The following is a 12,204-nucleotide window of genomic DNA, read 5'->3' as shown; positions in this document are numbered from 1 at the left end:
GGTTCGATCGTATCCATTGCGCGCACCGACATTTCCAGTCTCTTGCGTACGGCAACGTTTTCGTCGGGGAATGTCGCTGCTTTTGCGTGCCTTTGCGTTGTTTTAGATGCGTGGGCAGCGGTGAGTCGAGCGTCGTGTCAATCGGATCGAGATGCATGATGACTATCCGAATTTGCGCATTTTGATCAGGCCGGGCAGCGAGTATGGCGGATCGCCCTGTCTACCCCGTGTCGTAAAGATGCTTAAAATCGTAAAAATTTACGGGTGAACCGAACGATCCGCGGTAGAATGCGGCGCCGCGATTGTAGACGCGCGGAGGCATTATGGAGGCGCCGCGAGCCATTGAGCTGTGCGCGTCACGATGCAATTCAAGAAAATGTTACCGGGGTAATTATGGAAGGCCTGCCGACAGGGGGCAGTGCGCTGGGCAGGGCGTTTTCCATTCAGCGCAGAGTTGTCTATGCGCTGTTCCTGCGCGAACTGAAAACACGCTTTGGCAAGCAGCGGCTCGGCTACCTGTGGGCGTTTCTCGAGCCTGTTGTTCACATGCTGGTGCTCTTCGCGATTCTCGGGTTGATCGCGAAACATGCGATGCCGGTCATTTCTTTCCCGGTGTTCCTGATATGCGGGCTCGTGCCGTATTTCATGTTCCTCAATATCACGCTTCGGTCGCTGAATGCGCTCGAGGCTAATCTCGGGCTGCTGAGCTATCGCCCCGTTCATCCAATCGATACGTTGATCGCACGTGCCGCGCTTGAATTGGTTATCAGCGTCATCGTGTTTGCCGTGTTGCTGCTGATTCTTGCGTTGGGCGAGCAGTCGGTGGAATTGAGCGACATACCGGAACTGGCGGCAATTTGGATTCTGGTGACGATTCTCGGGCTGGGAATCGGTATTATTTTCATGGTAATCGGCCATGAATTCCCGGTAAGCGAAAAGGTTATCCCGCTGCTGATGCGGCCGCTTTATTTCATCAGCTCGGTCATGTATCCGTTGACGTCAATACCGGCGCAGTATCGTGGATTGCTGCTCTGGAATCCGCTCGTTCATGCCTTCGAGTTGATGCGGCACGCCGTCGTTTCCGAATACAACATCGAGCGGGTCAGTCTGACGTATCTGACATTCAGCACGTTCCTCATCTTCTTTTTTGGATTGGCCTTGTACAAGGCGCGCGAACCGTCACTGTTGCGATCATGATTCGTATTGAAAATCTCACGAAATCGTACAGGACGCCTTCCGGCCGACATTACGTGTTCAAGGACGTCACGGTAGAAATTCCTTCCGGGAAAAGTATCGGGCTGATCGGCCGGAACGGGGCGGGCAAGAGTACGTTGCTGAGCATTATCGGCGGTATCGATCGACCCGATCGCGGCCGTGTGATTACGAACAAGCGCATTTCGTGGCCGGTCGGACTTTCGAACGGCTTCCAGAGCAGCATGACGGGACGCGAGAACGTGAAGTTCGTCGCCCGGTTGTATGCCGCCAGGCACGAGCTGGACGAGAAGGTGAAGTTCGTTGCGGACTTCTGCGAGCTTGGCCGATTCTTCGACATGCCGATCCGCAGCTACTCGACCGGCATGCGTGCGCGCCTCGGGTTCGGGTTGTCGATGGCGTTCGATTTCGATTACTACGTGATTGATGAGGTGACTGCGGTCGGGGATGCCGTGTTCCGCAAGAAGAGTGAAGCGCTGATGGAGGCCCGGCGGGAGGTCAGTCAGTTTATTTTCGTTTCGCACGGTCTCGATGAGGTTCGGCGGGTCTGCGATGTCGGATTGCTTATTGGTGACGGGAAAGTAACGTACTACCCGGACGTCAATGAGGCGATCGAAGTTTATAAGCAAGCAAACAATGTCTGATTGGATGGGGCGGCTGCGCGAACATCGCCTGCCCGTGATACTCATTGCGATACCGTTAGTGGTGTGCGGCCTGTACCTCGGGCTGATTTCGCGCAGCCGTTACGTCAGCGAGTCGATGGTGATGGTGAAGGACGCCGGGAGGTCGGTGACCTCGGGGTTGAACATCCAGGCGTTGCTCGGCGGCGCGGGTGACGCAACCGCGCGGGACGACGCGATCGTGCTCAAGGAGTACATCGAATCGCCCGACATGCTCGCGAAAGTCGATGCGCGACTCAAGCTGAAGCAGGCGTTCAGCAATGTCGGTCTGGACTGGCTGAACCGTCTGTCACCGCAAGCGACGCGCGAGCAGATGCTCAAGTTCTATCTGCGCCGCCTCAGCGTGAATGTCGATGAAAAGGCCGGCATCCTGACGATTCGCACTCAGGGGATGTCGCCCGAGTTCGCGCAGCAATTCAATCGAATTCTGTTGGCCGAGAGTGAGTCGTTTCTGAACGAGATGTCGCATCGCGTGGCGCGGAACGACATGCAGTTCGCGCGCGACGAAATCGATCGCTCGTATGACGAAGTGAAGGGTGCGCGCGATTCGGTCATCGCGTTCGAAAACAAGACGGGAATGCTGGATCCGACTGCGAGTGCCGAAGCCGGCGGACGCATGGTGGCCGAAATGCAGGTCAAGCAGGCGGAGCTCGAGGCGGAGTTGCGCAACCTGCTCACCTACATGAATGAAAGTGCGCCGCCCGTGGTCGCCAAGCGCAACGCGTTGTCGTCGCTTACCGCGCAAATTGCGCTCGAGAAGACCAAGCTGAGTGCGCCGGGCGACGGAAAGATGAACCGCACCGCCGCGCAATATGCGGAACTGAAGGCGCGATTGCAGTTTGCGACGGACCTGTACAAGGTTTCATTGTCGACCTTCGAGAAGGCGCGGGTCGAATCGGCTCACAAGGCCAAGAGCCTTTCGGTGATCGTAATGCCGAACCTGCCGGAAGAGGCGGAATACCCGCGCAGGCTCCATATCCTGTCGTCACTCGCGGTGGGACTGTTGCTGTTGTACGGCGTTGTCAGATTGACACAGGCGATTATCGAAGATCACCGAACCTGACGCAGGCTGTCCATAGGTGCCGTGCTGCGAATATCGCGCCGTACGACACCCCATTGAATCAAAACTGGCGGGGTATATGTCGCGGTCGTTTGCGGGGCAAAGGAAGCGTCCGATCGTCGACGTGTGCAATTAAATCGACATGACCAATTTATCAAGAAGCCGGATCGCATCGGCGCTGCTCGTCTTGAGCGTCGCCAGTGCGGGTGCGTCGGCGGCAACGACCGACTCGCTATTCGGGATTTCGACGGGCACAAGCGACAGCGGCTCGACATCGTCCCGGACGGCATCCGGCAATACTCAGCAATTCAGCTATAGCCCGGACGATGCGTCGCTGGCGGTAGCCGCACTCGCGATGCAAAACGCGAAGCTTGGGCGTCAGCAAGGCGGTTCCGGCGGAATGGCGCCGGGGTCGGGCGATGTATCGGTCATGCCGCAGGCGCCGAACAACATGTTCGGTTCGCAGTTGTTCGGCGGCACCTTCCACAACAGTCGAGGTTCGGGCTTCAATCCCGGGTATCAGGTCAGCATCGGCGATACGGTCACACTGCGCATGTGGGGTGCATTCGCCTTCGACGGTCAGTTGATCGTCGATCCGCAGGGCAACATCTTCGTGCCTAACGTCGGCCCGGTTACCGTTGCTGGCGTGCGCAATGCGGAGCTGAACGGGCGCGTGCTTGCCGAGGTGCGCAGGGTCTACAAGGCGAACGTGAACGTCTATGCGAGCCTCGACGTTGCGCAGCCGGTCAAGGTGTATGTCACGGGATACGTCAAGCAGCCGGGTATGTACGGCGGCATCGCGTCCGAGAGCATCCTGTCCTATATCGACAAGGCCGGTGGTGTCGACGTCGAGCGCGGCAGCTACGTCGACGTGACGGTCAAGCGCGGTGGCGCCGTGCGCAAGCACTTCAACCTCTACGACTTTCTGCTCAACGGCGTCATCGACCAACTCCAGTTGGCGGACGGCGACGTCATCGTCGTGGGGCCGCGCGAGCACGTCTTCTCGGTGCGCGGCGAGGTGTACAACGCATACGATTTCGAGTTCGGCGCACCGGTCATTTCGCTGCAGCAGGCGCTCGCCATCGCGCGGCCCAAGCCTGGAGCGACGCACGTCAGCATCGTGCGCCGCCAGGGTAGCAAAAGAACGAGCGAGTACTACCCGATTGCCGACGCAACGAATGTGAAGTTAAACGACGGCGATCAACTGGTCGTTACCGCGGATCGTTACGCCGGCACGATTCAGGTTCGAGTCGAGGGGGCTCATTCCGGCGAGCACGCGCTGGTGTTGCCTTACGGCGCGACGATGGCGCAGGTTCTCGGTCAGATCAGGGCAAATCCGTTGTCGCGCGTCGACGAGGTCCAGTTGTTCCGCAAGTCGGTTGCCGATCGGCAGAAGGAAATGCTGGCCGTCGAACTCCAGAAGCTGCAGGAGGCCGCGCTGTCGGCTCCTTCCGCGACGAGCGAGGAAGCGAACTTGCGCGCGAAGGAAGCCGAGGGCATTACCAAATTCGCCGCGCTGGCCAGCAAAACCGAGTTCAAGGGGCAGGTCGTTCTCAACGAAAAGACGATGAGCGACGTGATTCTCGAGGACGGGGATGTCATCAATATTCCCGAGCGTACGAGCGTTGTCATGGTGCATGGAGAGGTGCTCTTCCCGAATGCCGTCGAGTGGCAATCGGGCATGACGGCAGACGACTACATTTCGCACGTCGGCGGATATACGCAGAAGGCGGACAACAGCAAGATCGTCGTGATTCATCAGAACGGCAAGGCAGAGCTCGCGGAGAGTGGTACGAAGATTGCTTCAGGTGACGAGTTGATGGTGTTGCCGAAGGTGAAATCGAAGAATATCGAGATCACCCGAGGAATTACTCAAATCCTGTATCAAATGGCCGTTGCGGCGAGGGTGATCTTCTTCTGGTAACAGGTAGCACGTTACGTAACGTGATCGCGATCGCGTTACGTAACGCAAAAGAGGGCCGCAGCGCGTACTGGTACGAGCGCATTTCGGCGGTGTGCCCGGAAACGGGCTTATACAAAAGCAAAAAGACAGCATGAAAATTCTGACCGTGTTTGGCACGCGGCCGGAGGCGATCAAGATGGCGCCACTGGTGCACGCGCTTAGGGGGAAGCCGGGTGTGGATTGTCGCGTATGCGTCACCGCACAACACCGGCAAATGCTCGATCAGGTGCTCGACCTGTTCGAGATCAAGCCAGATTACGATCTGAACTTGATGAAGGCAGGGCAGACGCTGCAATCGATCACGTGCGATATCGTGAACGAGATCACACCGGTTCTGGAATCGTTCCGTCCGGACTACGTACTCGTGCACGGCGACACGACGACGACGTTTGCGAGTGCGCTGGCCTCGTTCTATCTGAAAATCAAGGTCGGACACATCGAGGCAGGGCTGCGCAGCGGAGACATGTATTCCCCGTGGCCGGAGGAGGGGAATCGCAAGTTGACCGGTCAGCTTGCCGATCTGCACTTCGCACCGACCGAAGCTTCACGCGAGAATCTTATTGCAGAACGCGTGCGCGACGAAGACATCATCGTCACGGGCAACACGGTCATCGATGCGTTGTTGGCCGTGACGCGACGTCTCGAACAGGACGACGCATTGCAGAGCCAGATGCGCGAAGCATTCCCGATGCTTGACCCTGAGCGCCGCATGGTGCTGGTCACCGCGCATCGCCGCGAGAATTTCGGCGACGGTATCCGGAACATCTGCCATGCCATCAGGCAACTTGCGAGCCGGTACAAGGATGTCGACTTCGTCTATCCGATCCATCTGAATCCGCAAGTCAAGCTGCCCGCCGAAGAGATTCTTTCGGGCATCGCAAACGTGCATCTCCTGAATCCCCAGGATTATCTGCCGTTCGTATACCTGATGTCGCGTTCCACGGTGATTCTGACCGACTCGGGCGGCATTCAGGAAGAGGCCCCGTCGCTTGGCAAGCCGGTGCTTGTCATGCGTGACACGACCGAGCGACCGGAGGCGGTTGCCGCGGGCACCGTGCGTCTCGTTGGTTCGGACAGCCATCGAATCGTTGCCGCGTGCAGTGAACTGCTCGACGACCCGGTCCGCTACGAGGAAATGGCTCGCGCGCACAACCCATATGGCGACGGCCTCGCGTGCGACCGGATCGTTTCGTTTCTCGCCGGTGGTGTTACCGACCAGGGGCAGACAGCGGCCGAGCTGCTCGCTGACTGAAAGGCCGGTATCCGCCAGTAGGACCGAATCGATCGGGACATCGCACTCGAATTGCCCGCCTGCGCGGGCGATGCGCGAAGAATCAACAAGCAATCAAGGATGTATTGTGACGCAATCTATTAATACCGTTTCCGTCATCGGCCTCGGATACATCGGCTTGCCGACCGCCGCCGTGCTGGCTTCGCGCAAGGTCCGCGTGATCGGTGTGGACATCGACAGGAATGCTGTCGATACGATCAATGCGGGCAAAGTACATATCGTCGAACCGGAACTGGACAGTGTCGTTCGAGACGCGGTTCGGGAAGGGTGGCTGCGGGCTTCGATGGTCGCCGAGCCGGCCGATGCGTTCATGATTGCGGTGCCGACTCCGTTCCGTGCCGGCTACGAGCCGGATCTTTCGTACGTGAAGGCCGCCAGCGAATCGATCGCGCCGGTTCTCAGGAAAGGCAACGTCGTGATTCTCGAATCGACGTCGCCGGTCGGAACCACGGAGCAGATGGCGAAATGGCTTTCGCAAATGCGCAAGGATCTCGTATTCGCGAGCGATGGGGCGCAAGAGTGCGACGTCCATGTCGCGTATTGCCCCGAGCGCGTCCTGCCGGGGCAGGTGATTCGCGAACTGGTGGAGAACGATCGCGTGATCGGCGGCCTCAATGCGGCATCGGCGGTGCGTGCACAGGACGTCTATCGCATCTTCGTAAAGGGCCAACTGCTGATTACCGACGCGCGTACGGCGGAGATGTCCAAGCTCACGGAAAACGCATTCCGCGACGTCAACATTGCTTTCGCCAACGAACTGTCGTTGATCTGCGACAAGCTGAATATCGACGTGTGGGAGCTTATCCAGATCGCCAACCATCATCCGCGCGTCAACATCCTGCAGCCGGGGCCCGGGGTGGGCGGCCACTGCATCGCAGTCGATCCATGGTTCATCGTGAACAAGACGCCTGAACAGGCAAGGCTGATCCGCGCCGCCCGCGAGGTGAACGACAGCAAGCCGGAATGGGTGATCTCCAAGGTGAAGGAAGCTGTCGAGGCAGCCGTTGCCGAGGGCAAGAGCGCAAGCGATATTCGCATCGCGTGCCTTGGACTCGCATTCAAGCCGAACATCGACGATCTGCGTGAAAGCCCGTCGGTCGACATCGCGCTTAATCTGGCCAGGATTTATCCGGAGCACGTGGTCGCGGTCGAGCCGTACATCGACGATCTGCCGAAACAACTGGCGCAAGCGGGTGTTCGCCTGGCGACGCTCGACCAAGCCATCGGCAGCGCAGACGTGCTGGTCTTGCTTGTCGATCACGCGAACTTCAAGGAGAAGCCGGAACTGCAATGCTGGCAGCGGCTCGTCGATACCAAGGGCCTCTGGAGTTGATCGAGCCTAATACAGACAGGGGGACGTATCGGCCGACGGGAAGGCCGGTCCTCCAGGCCGTTCGCACCGATGCTCCTCCAAACCGTTACGCCAGTACGCAATGAACAAGCAGACCCCAGCGACACCAGAGGCAATGACGATCCAGACGTCTTCCGAACGTGATCCAGCCACGCTCGCAAGCACGATCGACGTGCTGCAGCGCGAACTCGAAGTTGCACAGACCAAGCGAGGCGGTCACTACAAGAAGCTCATCTTCGAAATCGAGCGAAATGCAAAGCTGGTGAACGAGGTTTCGCAGCTGAAGACCGCGCTCGATCAGACGTTGCTGGGTGTTCCGGAATTTCAGCAGCTCAACGACGAGCTTGCCGAAGCGCGTAAGCAGATCGCGAGCCTGCGCGCCGAACTGGATGTCGCCCAGCAGAAGCGGGCCGGGCACTATGCGAAGCTTCAATACGAGATCGAGCGAAACAGGAAGCTCGAGAAGCAGGCCAGGATTTTCGAGAACGAATTCAACCGGGTGAGCAATTCGCTCACCTGGGATCTTGGCAGCGCGCTTGTTGGCACGAAAAGCATCCGCCAGGTCTTCACGCTGCCATTGCGGTTATGGCAGGCCAATCAGCGCTACAAGCAGAAGATGCTGAAGCGTCGCATGATGGGCAGTGAAGCGAAGCGGATCGATACCCCGACGATCGCGGCGCCGGCGCCTGCTTCTGTTCCCGCACCGGCGCAACCGACGACGATCGACATTCCGCTCGGCGAGGATCTGTCGATCCTCGGATGGCCGGCAGCGCCGGTGCATTCGACGGTCACGGCGATGACGGTGTTCGACGAATTCAGCCGCGAGTGCTTCGCGCCATACCTCAATCTGGTCGAGCCGCGCCCGGACAACTGGAAAGGCCTCCTGGCGCGCGACCAGCCGGAACTGCTTCTGATCGAATCCGCATGGCGCGGAAACCGGTCGTCCTGGCAGTATCGCGTCGGTTCCTATGCGCATCCGCCGGGACGCGAACTGCAGGCCATGGTAAACGGCTTCAAGGAGCGCGGAATTCCGACGGTATTCTGGAACAAGGAAGATCCCGTCCACTTCAACAACTTCATCGAGGCGGCACGCCAGTTCGACTTCGTGTTCACGACGGCGGAGGAGGCGATGCCTCAGTACGCTGCGCGCTCGTCCTCGAACGTGAATGTGCTGCCCTTCGCGTGCGAACCCGGACTGCATAATCCGATCGGTTCGAGCGAACGGAACGGAAAACTGTGTTTTGCCGGTAGCTATTATGCGAACCGGTTCGCGGATCGCCGGGACGACCAGATCATGCTGCTCGATGCAGCGATGAAGCACAAGCTCGACATCTTCGACCGCAATCATGCGGCTGGCGCAAAGAGCGATTTCGCGTTTCCGGAGCGCTTCCAGGGCTGCATCCGCGGCAGCCTGCCGTATGACGAAATGTCCCGGGCTTACCGGCGCTACAGCGTTTTCCTGAACGTGAATTCGGTCATCGATTCGCGCACGATGTTCTCGCGACGGGTCTACGAGCTGCTCGCCTGCGGCACGCCGGTCGTGAGTACGCGATCGCTCGGCATCGACGAAACGTTCGGCCGGGACCTCGTCTGGACCGTTGACGATGCGAAGGAAGCCGACGAGGCGATGCGTGCTTTGCTCGAGTCGCCTGACGAGTGGCGCCGAAGAAGCCTGAATGGCATCCGTGCAGTGTTCTCCGAGCATACGTTCGCGCACCGTACCCAGCAGATTCTCGACACGGTCGGCATCAAGAAGCGCGTCATTGAAGATGTGCGCGTGCTGGTCTTCGCGGTAGTGGACAACGCGAACGAAGCGCGACGCGTCGCCGACATGTTTGCCTCCCAGGCCATGTCGGTTTCGGCGAAGCGGCTGGTGCTGTTTGCCCGTAAGGGGTCGGTCAAATCCCTCGATATGCCGGACGTGGAAGTCGTTTCGCCCGGGAATCATCTCGGCGAAGCCGTCTCCCGCGCGAGCGCTGCCTTCAACGCGACGCATGTCGGCGTGTTTTCTCCGCGGGCCTTCTACGGGAAGTGGTACCTGCAGGATCTGCTTCACGCATTTGTCTACAGCCAGGCGGATATCGTTGGCAAGCCTCGCGACGGCACGGACCGGTACGCGTTCGACGTCGAGCGCGATCATCAGGCGTGGCTGCTGCGTGTGAAGCCCGCTCAAAGCCCGGTGCTCGAGATGCTGGGTCCCGATGGTGCGGTGCTGGACGGTCAAGGGTCGCTGCGTTCGTTCTCGGCGGATTCGGCGAACTACTTGCCGGACGTGGCAAAAATGCGCGAGGCAGTGCTGCGCAACAAGATTGCGGCGATCCAGATCTGACCGACCCGAGTCGAAGCGCCCGAGCGTATGCGATGGCGACCTCTACCACGTTTGATATCTATCGTTATAAAGAAATGAAGGCCGGCAAACGCAAAGTACTTGTCTGTGGTCACGACCAGAAGTTCTGGTATCCGCTCCAGTCGCATCTCGAGGCCACCGGCCTGTTCGAATTCAAGGAGGATTACTGGCCCGGCCATAACGACCACGATCCGAAGAAGACGCTCGAAATGATGGAGTGGGCGGATATCGTCGTGGCCGAATGGGCGCTCGGCAACGCGGTATTCTGCGCAAAGCACAAGCGTGACGGCCAGCGCCTGGTCACGCGGCTGCATCTGCAGGAACGCAACACGCCGTATCCCGCGGAGATCGACTACGAGAAGATGGATGAGGTGGTGTTTGTCGGTCAGCATATCCTGGAGGAGTGCGTCGCCAAATTCCCCATGCCGAAGGAGAAGGTTCGCGTTGTCGGCAACTTCCTGGATTCGAAGCGCTTCCAGCAGGAAAAGATGGGGGGCAACGAGTTCAATCTCGGCATGATCGGGATCGTGCCATCCCGCAAGCGGCTCGACCTCGCGCTCGATACGCTGCGCCTGTTGCTGGAGAAGGACGAGCGCTACACGTTGCACGTCAAGGGGGCGAGCCCGCAGAGCTATCGCTGGCTGATGGCTCGTACCGCTGAACGCGAGTACTACACGAAGATATTCGAAACGATCAACAGTAGCGACTTGCGACACAAGGTCGTGTTCGATCCTGCCGGCGACGACGTGCACCAATGGTTCAGGAAAATCGGATTCCTGCTCTCGCCGTCGGACTTCGAAAGCTTCCATATGGCGGTGGCCGAGGGGATGTGCTCGCGAGCGATTCCGGTCGTCTGGAACTGGGACGGTGCGAAGACCATCTATCCGCTGCTACCGCTGGTCGATTCGGCACAGGCTGCGGCGGACAACATTGATTTCTTCCGTCAATCGAATACCGGCGCGAGGCTCGCGTCCCAAGGATCCGCGTTCATCGGGGAAACCTACAGTGCCGACGTCGTTCGGGACCAGTGGCTTGACGTGCTGCTTCCCAAGCAATCCGCTGCGCAGGCCAGCGCGGTAGCGACCCGGCAGAAGACGGTCGTGGTCGTGTGGGCGATCGACGCGTGGCACGGATTCCATCGCCGGGAAATGCTCGAGGCGCTGGCACGGAACGCCGGCGACGCATGCGAATTCCTGATCGTCGAACCCGGCAGTCATTACGCAACCCTGCTCAAGGGGAATGCGACGCTTGAAAGCGAGATGCTGTCGTCGTTGGCTTTGAAGCCGGTTCGCGAAAGCGACAATGTCGCGCGGATCCGGCTTCTGACCGGCGGGTTCCCTGCCGGAGCCGACGTTCACGCATTGCTGAAATCGAACGATGCCCTCGGCGAGATTGCCGAAAGAGTTGCTGCGCATCTGTACGGCGCGCGGAGCAAGGTCGTTCACTGGATCTACAAGCCGAACCAGAGAAAACATCTCCGCGAGAAGGCGACGTTCGTGTATGAGGTGTACGACGAATACACCGCCGATTTCAGTACCGGGGCAACGTATCCCGAGGTGGCGCGACTCGAACCCGAGGTGCTCCGGGAGGCCGATCACGTGTTCTTCACGTCGCAGCCTCTCGCCGATCGCAAGAAACATCATGCAGGCTCGTGGAGCCTGGTCGGGAACGGCGTCGCGTACGACGTGTTTGCGCGCTATCGCTGTTTCGATGCGGCGCGCTCCGCCAAGCGAAAGTCGATCGGATATCTCGGCAATCTGAGCGATTTCTTCGACTGGAAAATGATGTCCGAAGTATGCGCGGACATGCCGGAACTGGATTTCGTGTTCAATGGACAAGTCGAGAAGCACCGATTGAAGGACGTCGAGGAACACGTCGAACGCCTGATGGCGCTCCCCAACGTGTTCTTTGCCGGACGTGTCAGTCGACCGGTCGGCGCTGCCGCCGTCGCACGGTATGACGTGGCGATCATTCCTTTCGTCGTCAACGACGCCATGCACGCGGTCGAACCGCTGAAGCTCTGGGAATATTTCGCCGCCGGCAAGCCGGTCATTTCGTCGCCGATGAACGCGGTAACGGTCAAGAGTCCGTTGCTGCGGGTCGCTGCAAGCAAGGCGGAGTGGATCCGGGCAATCAACGAATCGCTGGATGAACTGGAGGAGGACGTGCATCGCGAAGCGCGCATCGAACTCGCCCAATCGCGTTCGTGGAGTGCGATGACGTCCAAGCATTGGGCGACCCTGAAGCGCATTGCCAACGTTTGAGGATATGTCGGTCGTCGGAGGGTTCCGTCGAGTGCC

Annotated in this window: 8 protein-coding genes; all 8 read left to right on the top strand. The window is 59.3% G+C overall.

All coding sequences use genetic code 11. From position 1 onward, the window contains the following. The first annotated feature begins 393 nt into the window (after nt 1-393). The 8 genes from GEM_RS13725 to GEM_RS13690 all read left to right on the top strand — a co-directional run bounded on the left by GEM_RS13725 (nt 394) and on the right by GEM_RS13690 (nt 12,168). Nucleotides 394-1,197 (top strand): ABC transporter permease, encoded by an 804-nt coding sequence (locus tag GEM_RS13725; RefSeq protein ID WP_014897992.1) that lies wholly within the window; start codon nt 394-396, stop codon nt 1,195-1,197. Then, nucleotides 1,194-1,856, top strand: a complete 663-nt coding sequence (locus GEM_RS13720; protein WP_014897991.1) for an ABC transporter ATP-binding protein — start codon at nt 1,194-1,196, stop codon at nt 1,854-1,856. The genes GEM_RS13725 and GEM_RS13720 overlap by 4 nt, the downstream gene beginning before the upstream one ends. Continuing rightward, on the top strand, nt 1,849-2,955 hold the full coding sequence (locus tag GEM_RS13715) for a lipopolysaccharide biosynthesis protein (protein WP_148283829.1): 1,107 nt from the start codon (nt 1,849-1,851) through the stop codon (nt 2,953-2,955). The genes GEM_RS13720 and GEM_RS13715 overlap by 8 nt, the downstream gene beginning before the upstream one ends. Nucleotides 2,956-3,094: 139 nt before the next feature. After that, nucleotides 3,095-4,876 (top strand): polysaccharide biosynthesis/export family protein, encoded by a 1,782-nt coding sequence (locus tag GEM_RS13710; RefSeq protein ID WP_041490549.1) that lies wholly within the window; start codon nt 3,095-3,097, stop codon nt 4,874-4,876. A gap of 130 nt (nt 4,877-5,006) precedes the next feature. Continuing rightward, the gene (gene wecB, locus GEM_RS13705; RefSeq protein ID WP_014897988.1) at nt 5,007-6,167 is read left to right on the top strand and encodes a non-hydrolyzing UDP-N-acetylglucosamine 2-epimerase; all 1,161 of its coding nucleotides are present in this window, start codon (nt 5,007-5,009) and stop codon (nt 6,165-6,167) included. Between the two features lie 70 nt (nt 6,168-6,237). Next, the gene (gene wecC, locus GEM_RS13700) at nt 6,238-7,539 is read left to right on the top strand and encodes a UDP-N-acetyl-D-mannosamine dehydrogenase (protein ID WP_051137983.1); all 1,302 of its coding nucleotides are present in this window, start codon (nt 6,238-6,240) and stop codon (nt 7,537-7,539) included. 100 nt (nt 7,540-7,639) lie between these two features. Beyond that, a complete protein-coding gene (locus tag GEM_RS29190) occupies nt 7,640-9,886 on the top strand; it encodes a CgeB family protein (RefSeq protein ID WP_014897986.1) in 2,247 nt (748 codons plus the stop codon). A gap of 32 nt (nt 9,887-9,918) precedes the next feature. Next, the gene (locus GEM_RS13690; RefSeq protein ID WP_014897985.1) at nt 9,919-12,168 is read left to right on the top strand and encodes a glycosyltransferase; all 2,250 of its coding nucleotides are present in this window, start codon (nt 9,919-9,921) and stop codon (nt 12,166-12,168) included. Nucleotides 12,169-12,204 lie beyond the last annotated feature (36 nt).

This window comes from Burkholderia cepacia GG4, from assembly GCF_000292915.1.
Lineage (GTDB): Bacteria > Pseudomonadota > Gammaproteobacteria > Burkholderiales > Burkholderiaceae > Burkholderia > Burkholderia cepacia_D.
The sequence above is the reverse complement of the archived record's forward strand: the minus strand, read 5'-3'. Positions and strand labels throughout refer to the sequence as shown.